The organism is Yersinia alsatica (assembly GCF_902170305.1).
GTDB lineage: Bacteria > Pseudomonadota > Gammaproteobacteria > Enterobacterales > Enterobacteriaceae > Yersinia > Yersinia alsatica.
On the sequence record NZ_CABHWW010000024.1, the window covers coordinates 40,313 to 66,072 of the forward strand.

Here is a 25,760-nt window from a genome sequence, read left to right on the forward strand (position 1 = left end):
CTAAATTTGAGCCTGCAAATTACAGTGCTGCTTCGTCTGTTTCGCCGGTACGGATGCGAATAACACGTTGCAATTCAGCAACGAAAATTTTGCCATCACCAATTTTGCCGGTATAGGCGGCCTTACTGATCACATCAATGACTTCGTCCAATTGATCATCAGCAATAGCGATATCAATTTTCACTTTAGGTAAGAAATTGACGCTGTATTCAGCTCCCCGATAGAGTTCTGCATGTCCTTTCTGGCGACCAAATCCTTTTACTTCGGTTACGGTCAGCCCCTGAATACCTACAGAGGACAAGGCTTCACGCACATCCTCCAACTTAAATGGTTTGATCACCACGGTAACCAGCTTCATATTTGCCCCTTCTCGAATTAGGTCGAATTCATGTCTGCCACGCAACAGATAAAGCAAAGGCTATGCCATAAATATGAGTCATGAGAATTTAATCTAGAAAGGGCGAACAGAGGGCGGTTGAGATAACTCATCCAACGGAGCAGCAGCTGAATCGATATTATCGAACAGTTTTTGTGCACCAAATTAGTGCGACGCGCGTCACAGAAGTGCAGGGTCGCCTCTGCGCGCTATAGTCTTGCCAGATTATGGTGCGCGAGTCGCACCGAGTGGACATTAACGGGGATATTCACGGGAAGGATTAAAGCGAAAAGCTCTCAGATATAAGTTGCAGGGCCCATCAGCCCCGCAGCTTATTGTTTAACTCACCGCGGTTTCTACTTGGTCTATAGCGGCTAAATCTTCACTGACCAACTGCAACTGATACATTTGATAATAACGCCCATGAGCCGCCAATAACTCTTGGTGCTTACCTTGCTCAACTGCGACACCACGGTGCAATACCAAGATGGTATCCGCATCGACAATGGTTGAAAGGCGGTGAGCTATCACCACCAACGTGGTGTTTTTCCGGATAAGTTGCAGGGCTTTCTGGATTGCTTGCTCAGTACCAGAGTCAATATTCGCCGTGGCTTCATCCAAAATCAGGATTTGTGGTGCCTGCACCAATACTCGCGCCATCGCCAGCAACTGTTTTTGCCCAACTGACAGGGTGTTGCCCTGCTCGCCGAGCAAACTGTGCAAGCCATCAGGTAAAGCATGGACTAACGGGGCCAGTTGCACGGTTTCCAGTGCATCCCACACTTGTTGCTCACTGATATCACGGCCTAAAGTTACATTGGCAAAAAACGAATCAGCCAGTACCACCGGGTCTTGCTGCACCATCGCCACGCCTTGGCGCAATGTTTGGTGTGATAATTGTGGTAGCGACCGGCCATCAAGCAGAATTTCACCTTTTTGCACCGGATAGTAGCCCATCAACAGATTAGCCAATGTGCTCTTACCACTGCCGGTGTGCCCCACCAAGGCGACAAAACCGCGCGAAGGCACATCAAGGGAAATATTTTGCAGTACCATTTTATCGCTACGGTAAGCAAAACTGACGTTTTTAACCTGAATGTGACCACTGGACAGTGGGCGGTCATCAGTACCATAGCCTTGTTGGGCACGATCCATCAGCTCGAAAATACGCTCCCCGGCCACCACAGCTTGCTGCATGATCGACTGTTGTGAGGTCAGTTCAATCAGCGGTTCATTGAGTCGGCCCAAATAGTTAATAAATGCATACAGCACACCAACCCCGACAGAGCCTTCTGGACTGAAGCCAAAAAGCAGCAACAAACCACACAACACCAAAGCAGAAAATAAGCTCAGCAGCGGACGCAATAGAAAACCTTCCAGACGCAAGGTTTGCATACGCGCGACATAATGCGCGCGGCTGGCTGATTCCATACGTTCCCCAAAGCGCGCTTGCTGACGGAACTGCTGAATCACGCCCATACCATTTATGACTTCATTGAAACCGTCATTAATATCCGCCAAATAGGCCCGAACACGGCGGACAACTGGCGTGCTATAACGCTGAAAAATAGCCATAACCACCAGCACAGCAGGGAAAATACAGATCGAAATCAGCGCCATGCGCCAATCCAGACTGAACATCGCCACCAGCATCGCACCGATTAATGCCGCACTTTTCAGTACGGTGGACACCACCATTACATACAAATCTTTTATAACTTCGGTGTCATTCGTCACGCGGGAAATCAATTGCCCGACTGGTTGGGTATCAAAAGCACTGAGCGGCTGGCGTAAAGCCGCATCCATCACTTCAATACGTAACCGTTGAACGACGCCCACGGCGGCCCGATTGAACAGCAATGCCTGAAAATAGTGCAACGCTGCCGCCAGTAATTGCAACAGCAAATAAGCTAATGCCAAGCCACTAACCAGCCCCAGAGGCAGAGTCCCCTTGGCGACCACATGGTCAATGAAATAGCTAATTAGCAGCGGGCCGCTGACCTCAGCGGCCGCGGCCACCCACAGCATCAATACCGCCAACCCGAGGGGCTTACGATAAGGCGATCCATAAGAGAGTAGGCGCTTTAGAGTGGGCCAGAGTTTACGTATCGGCAGAGGTTGCTGAGTTTTACTCATCAGTTTTAACCTCCGGTTCGCCCTCATCCAAGGCGGCCTCCAGTTGCTGATAACGGTACATTTCCCGATACCATCCAGACTGATTAATCAACACGTTATGGGTGCCTCGTTGCATTACGCCACCATGTTGCATAACCAAAATTTCGCTAGCTTCGGTCAAAGCAGAAAGACGATGTGCGCTGATAATCACAGTGCGGTGCTCACCCCACTCCCGCAGGTTTTTTAAGATTTCATGCTCTGTCTGACCATCAACCGCAGAGAGCGCATCATCAAGAATTAAAATTTCGGTGTCTAACAGCAGAGCGCGTGCAATGGAAATGCGCTGCTTTTGCCCACCGGATAACATCACACCGCGCTCACCTACTTCAGTGTCATAGCCGTGAGGAAGGCGCAAAATATCTTCATGCACACTGGCTAAACGAGCGGCTCGTTCAATCTGTGCTTGAGTAGCATCGGGTTTACCTAATGCAATATTGCCCGCGACGGTATCAGAGAACAAAAATGGGGTCTGGCTAACCACAGATAAACGCCCGCGCCAGTCATTTAAGCGGATATCAGATAGCAGATGCCCTTGATAGCAGATCCCGCCGTCATCAATATCAAATTGCCGCTGAATTAATGCCAGCAAGGTACTTTTGCCGGAGCCTGTCGGCCCGCATAAGCCCAGCATTTGCCCCGGAGCCAGTGTCAGCGAAACATCATGCAGTGATGGCTGTTCAGCCCCCGGATATTGGAAACGGTGAATATTGACGACTAAGGTGCCGCGCTCGTCAGACAGTGCAATGTCGCCGTCTTTTACCACCGGCGCTTCTTCCAGCAAGCTGCGAATGCGGCTATAAGCAGCACTGCCTCGCTCAACAATATTAAACATCCACGCCAAGGCCAGCATCGGCCAAATCATCAATCCCAAATACATCACAAAACTGGTCAGTTGCCCCAAGGTGATACTGTAATTTACTACCATCCAGCTACCACCGCCGATAGCCAGTAAATTCGCGACACCAATGGCGATATAAATCGTCGGGTCAAAACGGGCATCAATACGTGCAACATACATATTCTTAGCGCCCGCCTCTTCTGCGACTTGCGCAAACTGTTGCGACTGATGATTTTCCAGGCCAAAGGCCTTGATCATACGGATGCTGGTCAGGCTCTCTTGCGCCTGATTATTGAGGGCAGAAAATGCTCCCTGAGCTGATTTAAAGCGCTGATGCAGTTGGTCGCCGTAATACTTGATGACTACCGCCATGACCGGCATAGGCAACAGTGACAGTAAGGTCAATTGCCAGCTAATTTGGGTGCTCATCACAATCAGCACCGCACATCCCATCACTAGTGAATCGACTAACGTCAAAACCCCTTCCCCCGCGGCAAAAACCACACGGTCGACGTCATTAGTGGCGCGCGCCATTAAATCGCCGGTACGGTGACGTAAATAGAAGCCAGGGGTTTGCCGGCTGAGTTGGCGATAAAAGTTTGCCCGCAACTCTACGGCTAATTGATAGGAAGCACCAAAAAGTAAGACTCGCCACACATAACGCAACAGATAGACCACAATGGCGGTCACCAGCATCACACCGATCCACACCAGTAACATATTGGTCGACATCTGTTTTGTGCTGATGCCATCCACAATGACGCCGACCAACTTAGGTGGCAATAATTGCAAGATAGCAATAATGATCAACAATAATACCGCGCCAATATAACGGCGCCATTCACGGCGGAAATACCAGCCTAATTGTGCAAACAATCTCACGCAGTTTTATTCCATGGTCTGACACCGAAGAGCCTCGGTATTGCTCGTTATACGCGATAAGTAGAATACCATCACTTAAAAGGCTTTTTATACTGTATCGACTTCAAGAAGCAGGAAGTTGGCAGAGGCGTTCACCCCATTAAGCTGACGTAAGTCAGTGATTGCAGTGAGTGGGAACAGCCAACACGGCTACAGCTTGAAAGATAAAAAGTATAGTTACTCAGGAACCGGTAACACAGTCGTATATTTAATCTTTTCCATCGCAAAGCTTGATGTCACATCAATCAGCCCCGGAACACCGTTAACCATACGTTTGTAAAAGCTGTCGTAGCTTTTCATATCGGCAACTTCGACCTGCATCAGATAGTCATACTCCCCCGCCATACGATAGAACGCCAACACCTCTGGCATTTTGCGGATAAATTCGACGAACTCCTGATACCAGCCGCTATTATGCTGTTGCGTTTTGATCAGCACAAATGCGGTGAGTCCTAATCCTAGCTTTTCGCTATCCAACAGAGCGACTCGCCCACGAATAAAGCCTTCATCCTCAAGGCGTTTCAAACGTTTCCAGCATGGCGTAGAGGTCAAATTGACCGCTTCTGCCAACACTTGCAGTGATTGCGTGCAATCTTCTTGCAGCATGCACAGGAGCTTACGGTCAGTTTTATCTAACATATCCAGTAGCCATAGAATAAATTTCTACCATTTGGCGATATAGAAGTAAAAATAGCAACGTTTTTTTCTTCAGGAACCGTTAACCTAATCATCATTAGTTTACTACCTACATCGCAGGCCATAAAATGACCAATACTTGGGTAAAAAATGCTATCAGTGAAATAGAAGCCGATTTTCAACGCTCCGCTGATACTCACCTGATCCGCTTAAATCTGCCAGCATTCCCCGGCATTTATCTCTATTTAAAAGATGAAAGTACCCATCCAACCGGCAGTTTGAAGCACCGTTTAGCCCGCTCATTATTTCTCTATGGCTTATGTAATGGTTGGATCAAAGAAGACACCACCATTATTGAGGCCTCCTCAGGAAGCACCGCGGTGTCTGAAGCCTATTTTGCGCGTTTGATTGGTTTGCCTTTTATTGCCGTTATGCCAAGTTGCACTGCACGGCGTAAAGTCGAACAAATTACCTTTTATGGCGGCCGCTGCCACTTTGTAGAAAGTGCTGGGCAAATTTATGCTGCATCCGAACAATTGGCTCGTGAACTTAACGGCCACTATATGGACCAGTTTACTTATGCGGAGCGGGCTACAGACTGGCGCGGTAACAATAATATTGCTGACAGTATCTTCCGCCAAATGGCCCGCGAACCTTTCCCAGTACCGGACTATATTGTGATGAGCGCAGGTACCGGCGGCACATCGGCAACCCTAGGCCGTTATATCCGCTATCAAGGTCATGATACTCAACTCGTCGTGGTCGACCCGGAAAACTCGGTATTTTATGACTGTTTCTGCAACCGTGACCGCACCGTAACCGGCAGCTGTGGCAGCCGCATTGAAGGTATTGGTCGGCCGCGCGCGGAGCCTTCATTTATTCCAGAAGTGATCGACAGTATGTTGCGCGTACCGGATGCCGCCAGTGTTGCCACCATCCATTGGTTGGAAGGCATTCTTGGCCGCAAAGTGGGAGCTTCAACCGGCACTAACGTCTGGGGGGCATTACAGTTAGCTAAACAGATGCGTGAACAGGGTAAAACTGGCGCTATCGTGACATTACTCTGTGATAGCGGTGAGCGTTATCTCGATACCTACTATAACCCTCAGTGGGTGAGTCAAAATATTGGCGATTTGACCTCATTCAGCAATGAGCTAAATAACCTGTAACTGATCGACAAAAGGGGCCGGTTTAAGGCCCCTTTTAGAAGAAAAAAACCGGATGGTCATCCGGCTGGCTAATAGCTATCCCCAACGTCAAAGACGAAGGAGATAAACCTCAGAATTCGGGGGAATAGGTGAGGTGTGGTGAACTTAGCCAATGTTGCAAATAGTGCGCTACGCCTTGTTGTTCGCAGCGGCCAATAACCTGTAACTGGGGTAACTCTAGCTTCAATTGCGGTAATGCATTCCCCATTACCAGCCCACGACCCACTCGCGACAACATCTCTTTATCATTCATCGCATCGCCGAATGCCATACAATCCGCCAGGGTTAAATCAAGGTGGTGGCTTAATCGCTCCAGCGCCGTTCCTTTATTGCAACCCAGAGGCAATACTTCCAGACATTCCAGAGCAGAGAAACAGAAATCAGCTTTCCCTCCCATTTGCTGCTCAAGCTGAGTCTTCAGCTCAACCAGTTCTTCATGCGGCGCAATAAAACAAATTTTGTGGTTGCCGGTCAGAGGTAATGCATCCCATGCGGTATGCTGGAACTGAAAACCGCTGGTTTTATGTGCCGTCAGCAGGGCGGGATCATTGCAGTTGGTAAACCAGCCTTCATCACGGAAAATATGGATACTGGCATCGGTTTTCCACGGCGTGTGCAGTGCAAATTCCACCAACTCGGCGGGCAAGTCCATACCATAGAGCTGTTCGCCATCCATGTCGCAAACTCGGGTACCATTACCGGTAATCAAATAACCATTAATACCGGAGTGGGATAAAATCCCTTTCATATCAATATAATGCCTGCCAGTAGCAAATGTCAGAATGATTCCGTTCTCCACTAACTGATGCAACGCATTCAATGTCGCGCCACCAATATTATGGTCACGCATCAGTAAGGTTCCATCCATATCAAAAGCGGCTAAACGGTACATTCAAAACCTCATAAAGAGTGAAACTGGTGGTATGCATAAAATTATGGCGTAGTATTTACGGAACTAATAGTGAACAATTAATTTAAACTGTTCCGTATTTAGAACCGATGCCAATCAGTACGGCTATGCGGGCACTGGATAGGCTTAAACTAGCTGATAACATAATGGAATAGGTTATTGATTATGCGAATTATTCACCGACTAGCTCAATATCAGCGTTTATATCAGAAATTCGCCGACCAGCAAGTCTCAACCACGGTAGGTGAAGTCGCTGGCCTATTATTTTGCAGTGAACGCCATGCCCGCACGCTAATCCAGCAGCTACAGGCGAATGACTGGCTTAGTTGGCATTCACAAGTTGGCCGAGGAAAGCGAGCGCAACTGCAATGTCTGAAAAGCCCGGATACACTCCGCGCAACTTACCTGCAAATATTCCTTGAGCAAGGTGATCATCAGGTGGCACTCGAATTAGCTCAACTGGAACCTGAGCGCCTTCAAGCTTTACTTAACCCTCATATGGGTGGGCAATGGCAAGCGGACAGCCCAATATTGCGAATTCCTTATTACCGCGAGCTTGAATCGTTAAACCCACTCACCGCCACTGGCCGAGCTGAACAACACCTAATTTATACTTTGCATGCGGGCCTGACCAGATTTAACACCGGTGATCCACAACCAAAACCTGATTTGGCCCATCACTGGCAAGTGAGTGAGGATGGCTTAACCTGGCAATTCTTTTTACGTAGTCAGTTGCGTTGGCACAATGGTGAACACATTCGGGGCGAGCAGCTATTACAAACATTGGCACAGCTGCAAGCAAATACGCGCAGTCGACCCAGCTTTACTAATATTCGCTCTATCACCCTCCCCCATGCTCTCTGCTTGCAATTTACTCTTTCACAGCCAGATTACTGGCTGGCTCATCGACTGGCTGATTTACCCTGCCGGCTGTTTCATCCAGACTATCCACTATTGGGCGCAGGTCCATTTAAACTGGCGACTTTCGAACAGCATCTGGTGCGGCTAGAGCAACATGAGTTTTATCACTTGCAGCACCCCTATCTGGAAATCATCGAATACTGGATAACCCCGAGCCTGGTGGTGCAAACAGCAGACGGCAGTTGCCAACATCCGGTGCGCATTACTATCGGTCAGGAGGAGGACTTCCCGCTAGCTCGCCCTGTTCAGCGCAGTATGAGCCTTGGGTTTTGTTATCTGGCCATTAATCAGTACCGGCGTAACATTATACCGCAGCAAATAGCTAAGTTACTGATGCTAGTGCAAACCTCCGGCATATTAGAGCAACTATCCATTATGCGCGGCATCATAACTCCTAGCCATGAAATGCTGCCCGGCTGGCCAATTCCACAATTTACATCTGATGAAAACCCACCATTGCCACCCCGCCTAACGCTGGTATATCAACCACCAATGGAGCTTAAAGTTGTTGCCGAACAACTCAAAACAGTATTGGCAGCGCATGGTTGCACATTAGAGATTTACGCCAGCCATGATAAGCAGTGGAAAAATACCGAACAAATCGAAGAGGCTGACTTACTACTTGCAGACCATTTAGTGGGTGAATCACCAGAAGCCGCAATGGAAAGTTGGTTGCGCCTTGATCCACTCTGGCGTGGCATTCTCTCGCCAGAACAGTGGGAACAGCAGCAAGTGACATTGACCCAGATTCAGCAAATCGAACCGGCTCCAGAACGTTTTCGCCAATTACGTGAACATTACAATGAGCTGATGTTGTCAGGGCTGATTCTCCCGCTGTTCAACTATCAATATCAAGTCAACGCCCCACCGCGCATTAACGGTGTTACGTTAACCGCGTACGGCTGGTTCGACTTCAGCCAGGCATGGTTGCCACCAGCCACCACCTAACGACTAAACTCAGCTAACTACCCTTTCTCACACTAACTGAGTACCATACGGTCAGTTTTTAATTTTGCTGTGGGATGACACATTAAGATACCCATAGCCGCACGAGGTAACTACATGAGACGCGCCGTCGTTGTTTTTAGTGGTGGGCAAGATTCCACAACCTGTTTAATCCAAGCATTACAGCAATATGATGAAGTCCACTGCATTACATTCGATTACGGGCAACGCCACCGCGCAGAAATAGAGGTTGCCCGCAAACTGGCAGCCCAACTTGGCGTCAAAGCACACAAAGTGCTGGATGTCGGCATGCTTAATGAATTAGCGGTTAGCAGCCTGACCCGAGACAGTATTCCAGTCCCTACCTACAATGAAGACGAAAAGGATAGGGTTCCCAGCACCTTTGTACCTGGGCGTAATATTCTATTTCTCACCTTAGCGGCCATTTATGCTTATCAGGTACAAGCAGAAGCGGTTATCACAGGCGTCTGCGAGACAGATTTCTCCGGTTACCCGGATTGTCGGGATGAGTTCGTTAAAGCACTCAACCATGCGATAGATTTAGGTATTGGCCGAGATATCGCCTTTATCACCCCTTTGATGTGGTTAGATAAGGCTGAAACATGGGCCTTAGCCGATTATTATCAGCAACTAGAACTGGTTCGCCATAGCACCCTCACCTGCTACAACGGGGTTCAGGGCGATGGTTGCGGTCAATGCGCAGCCTGCCACTTGCGCGCCAGAGGGCTTGAGTCTTATCAAGCCAATAAGGCCAAAACTCTGCTAAGCCTGAAACAAAAAACCGGGCTGGTTTGATCCATTTGCTACTGTAGCGCGGATGACCGCCCTACTTTCACTACCTCACTCCATCGGGGCGAGGTAGTGATTGATAAATAACAGAACAACCTCCTTTAGCACCCTCGGTTAACAAACTCCTCCAACTTGGCGCGTAATTCTCCCTCAATAGGCAATGCCTTTTGACTACGCAAGTCAATGCAAACAAAGGTTAATTCTGCGTCAGCCACAGGAGTAGACTCGGGCTCCAGCGTGATAGTTTGTTTCATCACACCACTTTTACCATTCAGTTTTAGCAGTTGGCTGTCGATACGCAGTAGGTCGCCCAACACAGAGGGCCGACGATAGTTAATATTGATATTAACGACGATAAAAGCGATTTGGTTTTCAGCCATCCACTGCGCTGCTGGCTCACCATCGAGCCATTCCCAACGGGCTTCTTCGAGAAACTCTAAGTAGCGGGCATTATTAACATGTTGAAAAACATCAATATGGAAACCCCTGACTTTAATATGAGTATGCATGACGACGAGCTTCTCCAAACAGTTAATAGTCATTATAGAGTGGCATACACAACTGGTATGACCTCAAAAAGAAAGATTAGCAGAGGAAAAACTCTTCATAGCACGCTTACTATATAATCTAGAACAACGTCACAGTTTTACCCCGCAATTACACCTTACAGTATGAAATGCTGGGAGTTATTTGTTATGAAGATAGCGAGCTGAAATAGCCAGACAAATACTCGTCAGTACCTGCCTGACTGCAATATTCACATTCTAAGCTTGCTACCGTTCTTCTCTAAGAAAGAGGGACCAATGCCAGGAACTTCAAGCAACTGCTCAGCATCCGTAAAAGGGCCGAACTGTTCACGATAGTTAACAATTGCCTCAGCTTTCTTCCTACCAATGCCACTGAGGAACTGCGCCAACTGTTCAGCATCGGCACTATTGATATTTATTAGGCTTGGGTCACTTGTTGCTGTCGCCGTGACAACCATTTTATCCTGCACAGTTTTTACCTGAGGACTGGCTGTTGTGGCCTTGGTCGTTTGACTAAGGGCTTTTTCCTGCGAGGGGCTGGCGGGTACCGCATAAGCTAAGGGCTGGATATTAAAGCCGGCTAATAATGTCGTGATTACAAATAATTTTCCTATAAATTTCATGCTGTATCCTCCTTGTATTTGACAGCATGACTACCTTGCCGCAGCCTTCGATTCACCGCAAAGGGCAGGTTTCAGATATGCGAAAGGCCGCCAAAGCGACCTTTCGTTGTTACATTGATTTGCAAATGAATGCGAGGCTTATTGCGGTTGCTGCTGCTCCGCAGGGCCCATTTTGATAGTGGCCTGTTTGTGCAGGTTCGCCATCAGCGCATCGAAGGTCACGCCACTGGAGCCCTCTTGCATTTTAGCTATAAAGGTCTTCATCTCGCCTTCCGGCAATTTACCCGGCGTTACCGATAACAGCTCGATCAATACAATGTTGTCTTGACGATCCTGAGACAAGCCATAAACCGGCTGATCTTTTTGTGGATGAGGCAATGCAAAGACAGTCTGTACTAACTGATCGTCGTCCGGCGCGCGCGACAAGGTTTTCTTCTCACCGAAGCTGATACCAGCGGCTTTCATGGCTTCATCGCCTTTGCCTTGTTTCAGCGCGGTTAGGATCTTCTCGCCATCAACGCGAGCCACTTGTTCCGCTTTCTGACGTTTCACCAATTCGGCAACTTGATCACGGACTTGAGAGAATGGCTCAATACCTTCTGGTTTATGGCCATCGATACGAATAACAAACGCGCGATCACCATCAACGGTAATGACATCTGAGTTGCTGCCCGGCGCGCCATTCTCGCCCACTAAACCACCCTCAAAGATGGCTTGGATAACAGGTTTGAAATTGATTTCAGCAGGCACTGCATCACGAGTAAACCAACCCGTCTGCTTAGCTTTAGCTCCAGCGGCTTCTTCGGCAGAAGCTAAAGATTCGTTATCACTGGTTGCCGCTTCGCTCACTTTTTGCTGCAAGGCATAATAAGCATCAACAGCTTTTTCCTGCTTAACCTGCTTTGCCAACGCATCATGCACTTCTGACAGCGGTTTAACCTGCTCTGGCTTGATGTCATTTAAACGAACAATCAAATAACCAACAGAGGATTTAACCACATCAGATAACTGACCTTTTTCAGTCAGATTGGCTTGCTTCAGCTCATCAGCGGTAGTTTCCGGCTCTAACCAACCCAATTCACCGCCATTTTTACGGGAAATGATGTCAGTCGATTTCTCTTTTGCCATCGCGGCAAAATCAGCCCCTTTCTTCAGCTCTTCCAACGCAGCTTTGGCTTCAGCTTCAGTCTTAAACTGAATAACACTGTAATTGCGTTGTTCTGGCTGGGTATAGCTACTTCTGTGTTGGTCGTAATAGGCAGCGATATCTTCTTCAGTAACGGTAATTTTGTCCTGCATCGCTGCGGCATCCATGGCAATGAAACTGATTTTCATCTGTTCCGGTGCAATGAAGTTATTTTTGTTCTGATCGTAGTAGGCTTGTAGCTCTTCATCAGTGACTTTCTGCTGCGCTTGAAGTGCTTTAAGGTCGATTGTCGCCAGACGGACATCACGCTGCTGCAAAATCAGCTCTGACATCGCCTGTGCTTCGACAGGAAGAACAAAGCCAGTGTCACCAAAGGCTTGTAGCAATTGTTGATTAATGAGCTGCTGACGCTGCAATTGAGCGAATTGGTCTGGGGTGTAACCCATCCGATTAACCAGCTCAAGATATTTGTTATTGTCGAACTTACCATCAGTCTGGAAGTAAGGTGCCTGACGAATGGCATCTTTAACTTGTTCATCGCTGGCAGTCAGGCCCAATTTTTTAGCATATTGGTCAAGTAACATATTGTTGACCAACTGCCCAAGCACCTGCTGACGCAATTGCAGCATGTAGCCTTCATTCGCGGCCAGTGCGGAGAATTGTTCACCTAATTGCTGTTGCAAGCGGCCACGTTCACTCTGTACAGCCTGTTCTAACTGAGCACGACTAATCTCTTGGCCATTAACTTTGGCTGCAAAGTCGTTGGAACCGCCAATCAGATAGCTGCCAACCCCAGTCAGGATAAAGGACAACATGATCAAGGCCAGAATGATTTTGAGCACGACGTTATTAGCAGCCGCGCGTAAATTGTCCATCATAATGTGACAATACTCCGCTGTAATATGGATTAAAACTGTTGCGCAGGTCTAAATAAACCCAGCATTCCTTGCGACAGCCCTTCGTGCTGCTGCGCGTTAAAACTGCTTACTGTACTTTCTAACTACTGTGTTTTGTCTAAAAAGGCTGCTGATATTTTTCGCCAGACCAGTATGTTACGTGACTTCAGCTCTCCGTCACTTCAACTGTTAGTCAATTCAACTCGCTAAACGAAAAAAAAGCGCATCATTAACGATGCGCCTTGTATCTTACCTTACCAGCTCAACTGCGTCAGGTTATTGTTTAACACAAACAATATTCGCGGCAGGTGAGAATTGACGCGGTAATCAGTTTACAGCGTCTTTCAGGCCTTTACCGGCACGGAAGCCTGGTACTTTAGCTGCTGGAATACTGATTTCTTTGCCTGTCTGAGGGTTGCGGCCAGTACGTGCAGAACGCTCACGTACTGCAAAAGTACCAAAACCAACCAGAGCTACGTCATCCCCTTCTTTCAAAGATTCAGTAACAGAAGCAATAATTGCGTCCAACGCGCGCCCAGCGGCCGCTTTAGAAATATCAGCACCTGCGGCAATTTTGTCGATCAGTTGTGACTTATTCACTCTTTCATCCCCTTTAGAATTCTATCGTCGCGCCGAAATCCCTACGGACAACACGACAGCGCAGCTGTTATATCAATCCTGTCTAGCCATAGCAAGTAGCCCAAAGGCTTAAACTTTTGCCAGACAGCCGAACTAACTTAGCGGCACAAAAAATAGCTGGCAAGTAGGATTTCACTCACCAGCATCAGTTTTATCAATACTTCTTGCGATCCGTCACTATTTTGACGCTACCGGCTGTGCCCCGAAGGCAGGATTTTGCAATGCAATGGCTAAAACATCATCAATTCGTTTCACCGGATGAATCTCCAGATCAGCAATAACATTGTCTGGAATCTCTTCCAAATCACGTTTGTTATCATCTGGAATCAGCACAACTTTAATCCCACCACGATGCGCGGCCAGCAATTTCTCTTTCAAACCACCGATTGGCAATACTAAGCCACGTAAAGTGATTTCGCCGGTCATCGCAACATCGGCACGTACCGGGTTACCTGTCAGGCAAGAAACCAGTGCGGTACACATTGCAATACCTGCACTTGGACCATCTTTCGGCGTCGCACCTTCTGGCACATGCACGTGAATGTCACGTTTTTCGTAAAAATCAGGATTAATACCCAATTTATCCGCACGTGCGCGAACCACGGTTAATGCGGCCTGAATAGACTCTTGCATGACTTCCCCCAGAGAACCGGTGTAAGTCAACTTACCTTTGCCCGGAACACAAGCAGTCTCGATGGTCAGCAAATCACCACCCACTTCAGTCCATGCCAGGCCAGTGACTTGACCGACACGGTTTTCAGTATCAGCGCGGCCATAATCGACTTTCTGTACGCCAAGGAAATCTTTCAGGTTGTCACCCGTGATTTCAATGTGCTTAACCGTTTTATCCATAAGCAGATTTTTTACTGCTTTACGGCACAGTTTGGAAATTTCACGTTCCAAACTACGCACCCCAGCTTCACGGGTGTAATAACGGATAATGCTCATGATGGCACTGTCGTCGATGGTCAACTCGCCTTTCTTAATGGCGTTGCGCTCAAATTGTTTCGGCAACAGATGCTGCTTGGCAATATTGAGTTTTTCATCTTCGGTATAACCGGACAGGCGAATCACTTCCATACGGTCCAGCAATGGCGCTGGAATATTCATGGAGTTAGACGTCGCCACAAACATGACATCGGACAGATCATAATCAACTTCCAGATAATGATCGTTAAATGCCACGTTTTGCTCTGGATCTAGCACTTCCAGCAAGGCAGATGCCGGATCACCGCGCATGTCGGATGCCATTTTATCAATCTCATCCAACAGGAAGAGTGGGTTTTTTACCCCAACTTTTGCCATCTTCTGGATCAATTTACCCGGCATAGAACCGATATAGGTACGACGGTGACCACGAATCTCCGCTTCGTCACGCACGCCACCCAGTGCCATACGCACATATTGACGGCCTGTGGCACGGGCAATAGATTGCCCCAGAGACGTTTTACCGACCCCAGGAGGCCCCACCAGACACAGGATTGGCCCTTTGATTTTGCTGACCCGGCTCTGTACTGCGAGGTATTCCAAAATACGATCTTTAACGCGTTCTAAGCCGTAATGGTCGGTATCCAGAACTTCCTGTGCTTTAACCAGATCTTTTTTAACTTTGCTGCGGCTGTTCCACGGAACCTGCAACATCCAATCAATGTAACCGCGAACCACGGTAGCTTCCGCCGACATCGGCGACATCATTTTCAGCTTTTGCAGTTCAGCTTCGGTTTTTTCGCGTGCATCTTTCGGCATTTTTGCCGCTTCGATTTTGCGTTTCAGCGCTTCGTGCTCATCAGGCGTATCGTCCATCTCGCCCAATTCTTTCTGAATGGCTTTCATTTGCTCATTCAAATAGTATTCGCGCTGACTTTTTTCCATCTGTTTTTTGACACGATTGCGGATCCGTTTTTCGACCTGTAACAGATCAATTTCAGATTCCATCATCGCCATCAGATATTCCAGACGTTCGGTGACATCGAACATTTCCAGAACAGCTTGTTTATCATTTAATTTCAACGGCATATGGGCCGCGATAGTATCAGCAAGGCGTGCCGCATCATCAATACTGTGCAATGAAGCCAGTACTTCTGGTGGGATCTTCTTGTTCAGCTTGATGTAACCTTCAAACTGATTAATCGCCGTGCGAACTAATACTTCTTGCTCACGGTCGTCCATCACCGGTGATTCTAAATATTCCGCTTGGGCAGCAAAGTGCTCGCCGCTGTCGGAAAGCGTGGTGATACGCGCACGCTGTAGCCCTTCAACCAGCACTTTGACTGTGCCATCAGGCAATTTCAGCATTTGCAGAATCGAGGCTACAGTGCCGACTGAAAACAGATCGTTGATACCAGGCTCATCAGTTGAGGCTTCTTTCTGCGCAACCAGCATGATTTTTTTATCATGGTCCATTGCAGCTTCCAGGCACCGAATCGACTTTTCCCGGCCAACAAACAGTGGGATCACCATATGCGGATAAACCACCACATCGCGCAGAGGCAATACGGGGATTTCTATGCGTTCGGAACGCTCAGGGTTCATAGAGCTCTCTCTTAGTTTAGCTTCCGCCAGATTTCTGGGAATCTCGTGAAACACGAGTCATCACGAGTTTCACTAAATAGGTAATTGAGTATATGGGGACGAATGTCTTACATTCAACGATTACAATGCGAGGAAAAAGAAATGGGGGATAAAATCCCCCATTGTCATACTAACCATCTGGATTATTTGGCTAATTATTCGCCAGAAGCTTGGGCTTCAGGCTGACCATAAATCAGCATTGGCGCAGATTGACCAGCGATAACTGACTCATCCACAACCACTTTTTCCACACTGTCCATTGACGGTAAATCGTACATGGTATCCAGCAAAGCGCCTTCTACGATAGAGCGCAGGCCACGAGCACCTGTTTTGCGCGCCATTGCTTTTTTGGCAATGGCTGTCAACGCTTCATCGCGGAACTCAAGTTCAACACCTTCAAGATTGAACAACGCCTGATATTGTTTAGTCAGGGCGTTCTTCGGCTCTTTCAGGATCTGAATCAGCGCGTCTTCGCTCAATTCACTCAAAGTAGCAACCACAGGCAGACGGCCGATAAATTCAGGGATTAAACCGAATTTAATCAAATCTTCCGGCTCAGCCTGGCGCAATAACTCGCCTTCTGTAGCCTTCTCTGACTTGCCTTTTACCTGGGCACCGAAGCCAATACCACTGCCGGTATTAATGCGCTGCTCAATAACTTTATCCAGCCCCGCAAAAGCACCACCACAGATAAACAGAATTTTAGAGGTATCAACCTGCAAAAATTCCTGCTGTGGATGCTTACGACCACCTTGAGGTGGAACAGCAGCAATAGTCCCTTCGATCAATTTCAACAGAGCCTGTTGCACACCTTCACCCGAAACATCGCGAGTAATAGATGGGTTATCAGACTTACGTGAAATCTTGTCAATTTCATCGATATAGACGATGCCACGTTGTGCTTTCTGAACATCGTAATCGCATTTCTGTAGCAGCTTCTGAATGATGTTTTCAACATCTTCGCCCACATAACCCGCTTCGGTCAGTGTGGTCGCATCAGCCATGGTAAATGGCACATCCAGGAAGCGAGCCAGAGTTTCTGCCAGCAGTGTTTTACCGCTGCCCGTTGGGCCGATCAGCAGAATATTACTTTTACCCAATTCGATACCATTGCTGGTGTCGCCATTGCGTAAACGTTTGTAATGGTTATATACCGCAACCGCTAATACTTTTTTCGCCGGTTCCTGTCCGATGACGTAATCATCAAGGTGACGACGAATTTCGTGTGGCGTAGGCAGCGAGCTACGCTCGCGATGCGGTGCGACTTCTTTGATCTCTTCGCGAATAATGTCATTACACAAATCGACACATTCATCGCAGATATACACTGACGGCCCGGCAATTAGCTTACGCACTTCATGCTGGCTTTTGCCGCAGAAAGAGCAATACAGCAGCTTTCCAGAACCGTCTTTGCGCTTATCTGTCATCAGTAAACCTCTTCTTTAATATCTGCCACATCTGAAACCTGCGGCAGGGAGACTATTCTCGCTACTTCTGTACGCCACGTTAGCCTTCAACGGACAGCCGATATCATGAGGATTGCACAAACAATACGCAATTAGGCTTATTCAGCATCACGAATTGTTCTATTTACATTCACTATAGTATATCGGCTCACAGAAATAAGTCGTTAGTCACGACGGGTGAACACAGAATCAACTAAACCGTATTCTACAGCCTGTTCAGCAGACAGGAAACGGTCGCGCTCAGTGTCTCTCTCTATTTCTTCAAGAGATTTTCCCGTGTGATGCGCCATCAGTTCATTCATGCGCGATTTCACTTTTAAAATCTCTTTGGCATGAATTTCAATATCTGTGGCCTGGCCCTGGAAGCCGCCCAACGGTTGATGGATCATCACCCGTGAATTCGGCAGGCAGAAGCGTTTACCCTTAGCACCCGCAGTCAACAGGAATGCACCCATTGAACACGCCTGGCCCATACAAATAGTGCTGACATCAGGCTTAATAAATTGCATGGTGTCATAAATTGACATCCCAGCAGTAATCACCCCACCTGGTGAGTTGATATACAAGAAGATGTCTTTCTCTGGATTCTCTGCTTCCAGAAACAGCATTTGCGCGGTAATCAAGTTGGCCATATGGTCTTCAACTTGACCGGTCAGAAAAATAATGCGCTCTTTCAGCAGACGGGAGAAGATATCGTAAGAACGCTCTCCACGTGAAGTCTGCTCAACCACCATTGGCACCAGAGCCATGTTAGGTGCAAATTGATCTCGTTCGCCACTGTATGACATTACCGTCTCCTAATAGAATTTACTTTGGCGCCATTCATAACCGATTCTACTTGAGATAAGCAATGATGACTATGTTCATGCATCAAGGTCGCATGCAAACAGTCTGGGTATCCAGACACATTCGACGGTGGTAATCAGCCAGTGTTCCATCAACATCAGATATGAACGTCTATTAAGTTAATTGGGGGATTAATATTCTTTTTCAAGCCCCATACCCATTTTTTAGCCTAATAACCGCCCGCGATCCCTGCCGTAATCCCGACGCCCTATTGATTTTTTATCTGTTAAGTACTTCATTTCACTTTTCAAATATAGCGCAGATTACGACGAAACATGCCAGATTAATCATACTATTGAGGGATTATTGTTACTAAAAGAAAAAGCCCGCAGCCAAAGGCAACGGGCTTTTTCAATTTAATGCGCTAAAAAAACATTACGCAGTAGTGGTCTGATTCATCAGCTCACTAAAGGTAGTTGGTTTTTCAGTAACTTTGGCTTTAGCCAGCAGAGTTTCTACTGCTTGTTCTTCCAGAGCAACGTTACGCATATTGTTCATCAGCTCTTTGTTTTTGCTGTAGAACTCGATCACTTCTTGTGGATCTTCGTAAGCAGAAGCCATTTCTTCGATCAGTGCTTTAACACGATCTTCATCAGCTTTCAGCTCGTGCTGGCTGATAACTTCGCCCAGCAACAGACCAACAACAACGCGACGCTTAGCTTGTTCTTCGAACAGTTCACGTGGCAGTTCAGCAGCTTGTTTCTCGTTGCCGCCGAAACGCTGTGCAGCCTGACGGCGCAGAACGTCGATTTCACCTTCAACCAGTGCAGCTGGAACGTCGATTTCGTTAGCGCTGACCAGACCGTCGATTGCCTGAGTCTTCACACGGTTACGCACTGCGCCTTTCAGCTCACGTTCCATGTTTTTACGCACTTCAGCACGCAGACCCGCTAATGAACCATCAGCAACGCCGAAACGTTTGATGAACTCTTCAGTCAGTTCTGGCAGCTCACGCACTTCAACTTTCTTCAACACGATGTCGAATTTCGCTGATTTACCTTTCAGGTTTTCGGCGTGGTAATCTTCTGGGAAGTTTACGTCGATGGTGAATTCTTCACCGGCTTTGTGGCCGATTACACCTTCTTCGAAGCCCGGGATCATACGACCCTGGCCCATTGCCAGCACGAAATCAGACGCTTTGCCACCTTCAAACACTTCACCATCGATAGAGCCGGTGAAATCCAGAGTTGCACGATCTTCAGCAGTTGCTGCAGCGTCAGTTTCTTTCCAGGTTGCTTGTTGCTTACGCAGAGTTTCCAGCATGGTATCAACGTCAGCGTCATTAACTTCAACAACTGGCTTTTCTACTTCAATGCTTTCCAGATCTTTCAGCTCAACTTCCGGATACACTTCGAACTCAACGGAATAAGTAAAATCTTCACCCTGCTTGTACTCGCCCGGTACATAGTTAGGCGCGCCAGCTGGGTTGATTTTTTCTTTAATGATCGCATCAACGAAATTACGTTGCATCAGATCACCCAGTACGTCCTGACGAACAGAAGCACCGTAACGCTGTTCAACGATGTTCATCGGCACATGGCCTTTACGGAAACCGTCGATACGAACATTTTTAGCGGCTTTAACTAATTCGCTTTTTACTGCTTTCTCAATGCTGTCAGCAGCAACAGTAATTGTTACACGGCGGCCAAGGCCTTGAGTGGTTTCAACAGAAACTTGCATCTTGTTACCTCAAAAAAATCACAGTGCTCGGTCAACTCCAGAAGCTGCAAACGAAGCAGCACCATTACCCTTTCAGGAATGATGCGAACTCTGAAAACACCCTCTAAGAACCGGGACGGCCGCATTAAACAGAACCGAGTATCCCAGATGTCAGAAGCGTCCCGAAACCATTCCGGAAAAATAAGACGCGACATTATAGCGGCGCACAGGTTATGAGTCGAGGAAAGCAAGCGAATGTTGTCGCGGTAAAATTCACGCGTGAATCGTTCCCTCGGCTAAAACTCCTGTGGCGCACGGTTCAAACTAACACGTCGCCTATACAGAAACAGAAGCGGCCCTATAGGCCGCTCGCAAAATTCTCACCTACTAATACCCTAAATCAGACCAGAATTACTACTGTTATCCGGTTTGTATTTGATTACGCTCGCAGATTAAGCCAATGTCCCCGCGCCACGACATGGCGGCGAGGCAGGAACCGTATCTTGTAATCCAGCCCACTCTTTCTGAGTGTAAGTATGTAAGGCCAGCGCATGAACCGTGCTTGCCAGCTCATCAGCCAACACACTATAAATGGCCCGATGACGGCTCAGAAAGCGCTGGTCTTGAAATTTATCGCTGACGATCACAATTTTAAAATGACTCTCAGAACCAGCAGGAACATTGTGGCGGTAACTTTCATTGATTACCTCCAGATGATCCGGTTCGAAGGCCATTTTTAGTTTTTCTTCAATTTGTTCTCGAATCAAAATCATCATGCTCTCCTTACTGCTGAGGCAAAAAACTGCCTACTCTCTATTGCAATATTAGTTGATTTTGGCTGTTTTATAACATTTCAGATACAAAATATCCTGAATATCTCAACTCGAGCAGTTTAGGTTAACGGACTTATCTGATAGTCAGCAAAAAGGCAACTTGTAAGGTCTTAACATTAAATGAAGGGGTACTTGGCGGAAAATCATATTTTTTGGTGAATTTCTCTCCATCAGGATCTTCCACCAGCCACTCGCAGTGCTATGATGTCGCAACTGCAAACTCGCAAAATAACATGGCTGCTATCCCGCTCTGATTATTAAAAAATTCCATAACTATTGAGAAAGTGAACATGCTAAAGAAAATTCTTTTCCCGCTGTTGGCTGTTTTTATATTGGCGGGTTGTGCTGCCAGTAACAACACCTTGAATGTCACCCCGAAAGTGGTATTACCGCCACAAGATCCAACATTAATGGGGATTACAATCAGCATTAATGGGGCCGACCAACGTCAAGATTCGGCACTGGCTAAAGTCAATCGTGATGGTCAACTGGTGGTGTTAACCCCATCCCGTGATCTGCGTTTCCTGCTACAAGAAGTGCTTGAAAAACAAATGACTGCTCGTGGTTATATGATTGGCACTAATGCACCAGTTGACCTGCAAATCGTGGTAAATCAGCTGTATGCCGATGTTCAGGAAGGCAATCTGCGTTATAACATCACCACCAAAGCCGATATCTCTATTACTGCTACCGCGAAAAACGGCAATAAGCAGGTGAAGAATTACCGTGCCAGCTATAACGTTCAGGGTGCATTTACTGCAACCAACGAAAAAATCACTAATGCCGTCAATACCGTGTTAAGCGATGTTATTGCGGATATGGCGCAAGACACCAGCGTCAGTAGCTTTATCAAGCAAAATGCGCGCTAATCTGCTATTTGCTTAACATCATTATTACTGCTTAACAGAATGCTCTGCCCCGCACATGGGGTGGAGCATGTAGGTCTCACATGTCCAATCGCTATTCGAACCTTTTTACCCAGCGCAACTCTCTAGTTCTTCTTTTGTTGGGATTTGCTTCCGGTCTCCCTTTAGCTCTTACCGGCGGGACGCTGCAAGCCTGGATGACGGTTGAAAACGTCGATCTAAAAACTATTGGTATTTTCTCTTTGGTCGGTCAGGCCTACGTCTTCAAGTTCCTCTGGTCCCCGTTGATGGACCGCTATACGCCCTCATTTCTTGGCCGTCGACGCGGTTGGTTGTTAATCAGCCAATTGCTGTTAATTGTCGCCATCATCGCCATGGGCTTTATGGAACCGGCTAAACATTTATGGTGGTTAGCCGCTATCGCCGTGCTAGTTGCATTCTGTTCTGCATCGCAAGATATTGTTTTTGATGCTTATAAAACCGATTTACTCAGCGCTGAAGAGCGCGGCACCGGTGCGGCAGTTTCTGTATTAGGCTATCGCTTGGCAATGTTGGTGTCCGGTGGTCTGGCCCTGTGGATAGCCGACCGTTATCTCGGCTGGCAATCGACCTACTGGCTGATGGCCGGGCTCATGTTAATTGGGGTGTTTGCTACCCTATTTGCTCCTGAGCCTGTGATTCGAATTGCCCCCCCCAAAACCTTAGAACAGGCGATCGTCGAGCCCTTACGTGATTTCTTTGGCCGTAACAATGCGTGGCTGATTTTGCTGCTTATCGTGCTGTACAAAATGGGGGATGCCTTTGCTGCTAGTCTGAGTACCACATTCCTGATCCGTGGGATAGGTTTCGATGCTGGTGAAGTCGGTCTGGTCAATAAAACATTAGGATTGATTGCCACGATTATTGGTGCGCTCTATGGCGGCCTGTTGATGCAGCGCTTGAGCTTATTCCGGGCATTAATGATTTTCGGGATTCTACAAGCCGTTTCCAATATCGGCTATTGGCTGTTATCTATCACCGACAAGAATATATTCTCCATGGGCAGCGCCATCTTCCTGGAGAACTTGTGCGGCGGGATGGGGACTGCGGCCTTCGTCGCCCTACTGATGACGCTCTGTAATAAATCGTTCTCTGCCACACAATTTGCTTTGTTATCAGCATTATCGGCAGTAGGTCGAGTTTATGTCGGCCCAATTGCCGGCTGGTTTGTTGAAACTCATGGCTGGCCTCTGTTCTATTTATTCTCTATTGCTGCGGCGATTCCGGGGTTAATTCTGCTTTATATCTGCCGCCAGACACTGGAACACACCCAAAAAACAGATGAGTTCATGCCTCGTACTGCATTTAAAACAGCTTATCGTTGGGCGCTACGCTTTTTGACAATTGGCTGCATTTTATTAGCCGCCTGGCTGATTTTACTGATATGCAACGCGCTGGATTGGACCGCTGCCCCACAATTGGCCGATATATTACTGCTGCGAGGCATTCAGCTCAGTGTGGTCGGTATGGTTCTGGGTGGCGTATTGGATTATCTCGCGCTCAGACGAGAGAAATTAGCTTAATAAACTCCCGTCATTAACTAAAGCCGGTACTTGTGCCGGCTTTTTTGCATTTGTCAGTTAGAAAAATAACTTCAGCCCATCCAATCTTTGACGCTCCCTTAGTACATTAATTGAACCATGTCACAAATTTAAGCAACACTTGCAAAATATTATTCACAAAACGAGATCTACATCACTTTGAGCTATTTATCCTTTCGTGCTCTGGGACTATGATGTGCGCACTTTTTGTTAAGGACTGTGTCCTTTTGTTTCTCCTGACATCTTTCAACTACACAGAGGCATTTATGCGTAAAATTCTTATCGGCGCAGCCGCGCTGACTGCGGTCACGATGGCTCCCGCTGCACAAGCTGAATACCAGTGGGGATTTGCTAATATCAGCATGAACTACCTTGACTGGAGTCGCAGTACTACGCATAAATCAGGCAACTCTTCACACAAAGATGACTTTGCCTATATCGAGTTGGAAGGTGGTGCAGGTTATAGCTGGGGCGAGGTCTACGGCTTCTTTGATTTAGAAAACCCGTTCAATTCAAAAACGGCACAGCCAGGTGACAACCAGCGCTATACCTTCAAAACAACCGGCCGTTATTACTTAGGCGATTCCGGTTTCAACCTTTATGGCCATCTTTATGGCACTTACTCGTTGCCGAGTGCTGAAGGTAACAATTACAGCAACTTCCACGAAGTGAATACTCTGTACGGTATCGGCTATAACGCCACGGTAGCGGGCGTGTGGATGAAACCTTTCGTCGCGCTACACTATGTTGATCAAACCTATTATTCAGGCAACAACGGCTATGTCGTGGGCTGGGTCGCAGGTTATGACTTTACCGCATTCGATGAGAATTTCAGCATCACTAACTGGAATGAACTGGAGTTTAACCGGGCAGAACGTTATGCCGCAGGTAATGGTGGCCGTAACGGGGTGAATGGTGCCATTGCACTTTGGTGGACACCAATTAAACAATTTACCACCGGTATTCAGTACCGTTATGCTTATAACAAATTGGGTGAAGATTTCTTACAAGACGCTATCGTTTACTCTATTAAATATAATTTCTAGCTAAATGATTCAGGGGTGACTATTTATAGCGCCCCTGAATATATTTTAATTTACCTTGGCATCACATATTATTTACATAAAATAAGCCTAAGTATTAATTTAAAATCAGTATTTCCCGTGAATAAAACACTAATTACCGTTGTTTTTCCTTAACATCCGCTGTTTTCCCGTCAGGTGCCATCGCCAACATATTGTTGCTATTAGTAAATTGTCACGCATGGCAACATCTGTGACCCCCTTAACATAAAGTGTCAACAAGCCGCTGACACAATCTTAAGCATGTTTACAGTCCTGCAACCTTCCCGTAAAATGCCCGCACACATGAAACGACAATAGAGCCCTTTTGTAATTGAGGTCGTTAGATGAGACTTAAGAAATACATTAAAAATATGGGTATGTTGTCTTTATTAGCAGCCACAGTAATGCTTAGTGGTTGCGATATGGTATTGATGAATCCCAAAGGCGCAATCGGAGTCGAACAAAAAACACTGATACTTACAGCTATCGGTTTAATGTTGATCGTCGTTATTCCGGTTATTTTTATGGCGTTTGCTTTTGCATGGAAGTTCCGCGCGTCCAACAAAAGTGCGACCTACACCCCAAACTGGTCCCATTCCAACAAAATTGAGCTTGTTGTTTGGGCTGTTCCAATCATTATCATTGCTATTTTGGCAACGATAACCTGGAAAACCTCCCACGAACTTGACCCGTTCAAACCGCTTGAAGTGGCTGGCAAAGAACCGATCACCATTGAAGTGGTCTCCCTTGACTGGAAATGGCTATTTATCTATCCAGAACAAGGTATTGCTACAGTAAATGAACTGGCTTTCCCTACTGATGTTCCGGTGAACTTCAAAATCACCTCCAACTCAGTAATGAACTCGTTCTTTATTCCTCAGTTAGGCGGGCAGATTTATGCGATGGCCGGGATGCAAACCAAACTGCATCTGATCGCCAACGAAGCCGGTAAATACAATGGTATTTCCAGCAGCTTCAGTGGCAAAGGCTTCTCTGGTATGAAATTCACTGCAATCGCAACACCAACGCAGGAAGACTTCAACCAGTGGGTCGCACAGGTGAAAAAATCGCCGAACACCCTGAATACCACTGACGATTTCAATAAACTGGCTGAGCCGAGTGAAAATAACCCGGTTGAGTATTTCTCCAGTGTTAAACCGGAGCTGTTTAAAGGAATCATTGGCAAATTTATGGGCGATATGAACATGCACAAGAAAGGCGATGATACCCATAAAGGTATGGACATGAGCCAGGGCATGGATATGGGCGAACACGCCGCTCACGCCGGAGCCGAGGAATAAAA

The 25,760-nt window shown here is 47.1% G+C and carries 21 protein-coding genes; 7 read left to right on the top strand and 14 right to left on the bottom strand.

Features of this window, described 5'->3' with window-relative positions; translation table 11 throughout:
- Nucleotides 1-19: 19 nt before the first annotated feature.
- The 4 genes from glnK to FTA96_RS13260 form a co-directional block, all read right to left on the bottom strand.
- Entirely contained in the window at nt 20-358 is a 339-nt protein-coding gene (gene glnK / locus FTA96_RS13245; RefSeq protein ID WP_002208627.1) for a P-II family nitrogen regulator, read from the bottom strand.
- Between the two features lie 357 nt (nt 359-715).
- Complete coding sequence (locus FTA96_RS13250) at nt 716-2,512, bottom strand: SmdB family multidrug efflux ABC transporter permease/ATP-binding protein (protein ID WP_134956971.1); 1,797 nt, start codon at nt 2,510-2,512, stop codon at nt 716-718.
- Nucleotides 2,505-4,271, bottom strand: a complete 1,767-nt coding sequence (locus tag FTA96_RS13255) for a SmdA family multidrug ABC transporter permease/ATP-binding protein (RefSeq protein WP_145574028.1) — start codon at nt 4,269-4,271, stop codon at nt 2,505-2,507. Before FTA96_RS13255 ends, FTA96_RS13250 begins: the two co-directional genes overlap by 8 nt.
- 216 nt (nt 4,272-4,487) lie before the next feature.
- The gene (locus FTA96_RS13260; protein ID WP_050108941.1) at nt 4,488-4,949 is read right to left on the bottom strand and encodes an Lrp/AsnC family transcriptional regulator; all 462 of its coding nucleotides are present in this window, start codon (nt 4,947-4,949) and stop codon (nt 4,488-4,490) included.
- A gap of 125 nt (nt 4,950-5,074) precedes the next feature.
- Here FTA96_RS13260 and FTA96_RS13265 point away from each other — a divergent pair, with 125 nt between their 5' ends.
- Nucleotides 5,075-6,115, top strand: a complete 1,041-nt coding sequence (locus FTA96_RS13265; RefSeq protein WP_050108943.1) for a PLP-dependent cysteine synthase family protein — start codon at nt 5,075-5,077, stop codon at nt 6,113-6,115.
- A gap of 109 nt (nt 6,116-6,224) precedes the next feature.
- Here FTA96_RS13265 and cof read toward each other — a convergent pair whose 3' ends face one another.
- The gene (cof, locus tag FTA96_RS13270) at nt 6,225-7,046 is read right to left on the bottom strand and encodes an HMP-PP phosphatase (protein WP_050108944.1); all 822 of its coding nucleotides are present in this window, start codon (nt 7,044-7,046) and stop codon (nt 6,225-6,227) included.
- Between the two features lie 183 nt (nt 7,047-7,229).
- On the opposite strand from cof, the gene FTA96_RS13275 reads away from it, so the two are divergent.
- Nucleotides 7,230-8,933, top strand: a complete 1,704-nt coding sequence (locus FTA96_RS13275; protein ID WP_145574030.1) for an SgrR family transcriptional regulator — start codon at nt 7,230-7,232, stop codon at nt 8,931-8,933.
- Between the two features lie 114 nt (nt 8,934-9,047).
- Nucleotides 9,048-9,746 (top strand): 7-cyano-7-deazaguanine synthase QueC, encoded by a 699-nt coding sequence (gene queC / locus FTA96_RS13280; RefSeq protein ID WP_050108948.1) that lies wholly within the window; start codon nt 9,048-9,050, stop codon nt 9,744-9,746.
- A gap of 95 nt (nt 9,747-9,841) precedes the next feature.
- On the opposite strand, the gene FTA96_RS13285 is transcribed toward queC, so the two are convergent.
- From FTA96_RS13285 to bolA, 9 genes are all read right to left on the bottom strand, one after another.
- Nucleotides 9,842-10,249, bottom strand: coding sequence for an acyl-CoA thioesterase (locus FTA96_RS13285; protein WP_145574032.1), 408 nt, complete (start codon nt 10,247-10,249; stop codon nt 9,842-9,844).
- Nucleotides 10,250-10,497: 248 nt separating this feature from the next.
- Complete coding sequence (locus FTA96_RS13290; RefSeq protein ID WP_134956975.1) at nt 10,498-10,890, bottom strand: ComEA family DNA-binding protein; 393 nt, start codon at nt 10,888-10,890, stop codon at nt 10,498-10,500.
- 138 nt (nt 10,891-11,028) lie between these two features.
- Nucleotides 11,029-12,915: a peptidylprolyl isomerase gene (gene ppiD / locus FTA96_RS13295; protein ID WP_145574033.1), complete on the bottom strand. Its 1,887-nt coding sequence runs from the start codon at nt 12,913-12,915 to the stop codon at nt 11,029-11,031.
- Between the two features lie 345 nt (nt 12,916-13,260).
- The gene (gene hupB / locus FTA96_RS13300) at nt 13,261-13,533 is read right to left on the bottom strand and encodes a nucleoid-associated protein HU-beta (RefSeq protein WP_004392663.1); all 273 of its coding nucleotides are present in this window, start codon (nt 13,531-13,533) and stop codon (nt 13,261-13,263) included.
- Nucleotides 13,534-13,749: 216 nt separating this feature from the next.
- Nucleotides 13,750-16,104: an endopeptidase La gene (gene lon, locus FTA96_RS13305; RefSeq protein WP_057630636.1), complete on the bottom strand. Its 2,355-nt coding sequence runs from the start codon at nt 16,102-16,104 to the stop codon at nt 13,750-13,752.
- Nucleotides 16,105-16,298: 194 nt separating this feature from the next.
- Nucleotides 16,299-17,570: an ATP-dependent protease ATP-binding subunit ClpX gene (clpX, locus tag FTA96_RS13310; RefSeq protein ID WP_050108955.1), complete on the bottom strand. Its 1,272-nt coding sequence runs from the start codon at nt 17,568-17,570 to the stop codon at nt 16,299-16,301.
- Between the two features lie 203 nt (nt 17,571-17,773).
- Nucleotides 17,774-18,397, bottom strand: coding sequence for an ATP-dependent Clp endopeptidase proteolytic subunit ClpP (clpP, locus tag FTA96_RS13315; protein ID WP_004714577.1), 624 nt, complete (start codon nt 18,395-18,397; stop codon nt 17,774-17,776).
- 433 nt (nt 18,398-18,830) lie between these two features.
- Nucleotides 18,831-20,135: a trigger factor gene (gene tig / locus FTA96_RS13320; RefSeq protein WP_050108958.1), complete on the bottom strand. Its 1,305-nt coding sequence runs from the start codon at nt 20,133-20,135 to the stop codon at nt 18,831-18,833.
- A 431-nt stretch (nt 20,136-20,566) separates the two neighbouring features.
- Nucleotides 20,567-20,887 carry a transcriptional regulator BolA gene (gene bolA / locus FTA96_RS13330; RefSeq protein ID WP_072077912.1) on the bottom strand — a complete coding sequence of 107 codons (321 nt, stop codon included), beginning with the start codon at nt 20,885-20,887 and terminating at the stop codon, nt 20,567-20,569.
- Between the two features lie 350 nt (nt 20,888-21,237).
- On the opposite strand from bolA, the gene FTA96_RS13335 reads away from it, so the two are divergent.
- From FTA96_RS13335 to cyoA, 4 genes are all read left to right on the top strand, one after another.
- On the top strand, nt 21,238-21,816 hold the full coding sequence (locus FTA96_RS13335; protein WP_032910677.1) for a lipoprotein: 579 nt from the start codon (nt 21,238-21,240) through the stop codon (nt 21,814-21,816).
- Between the two features lie 80 nt (nt 21,817-21,896).
- A complete protein-coding gene (ampG, locus tag FTA96_RS13340) occupies nt 21,897-23,375 on the top strand; it encodes a muropeptide MFS transporter AmpG (protein ID WP_050108959.1) in 1,479 nt (492 codons plus the stop codon).
- Between the two features lie 284 nt (nt 23,376-23,659).
- On the top strand, nt 23,660-24,439 hold the full coding sequence (locus tag FTA96_RS13345; RefSeq protein WP_050108960.1) for a nucleoside-specific channel-forming Tsx family protein: 780 nt from the start codon (nt 23,660-23,662) through the stop codon (nt 24,437-24,439).
- A 362-nt stretch (nt 24,440-24,801) separates the two neighbouring features.
- Nucleotides 24,802-25,758: a cytochrome o ubiquinol oxidase subunit II gene (gene cyoA / locus FTA96_RS13350; RefSeq protein WP_050108961.1), complete on the top strand. Its 957-nt coding sequence runs from the start codon at nt 24,802-24,804 to the stop codon at nt 25,756-25,758.
- The last annotated feature ends 2 nt before the right edge of the window (nt 25,759-25,760 follow it).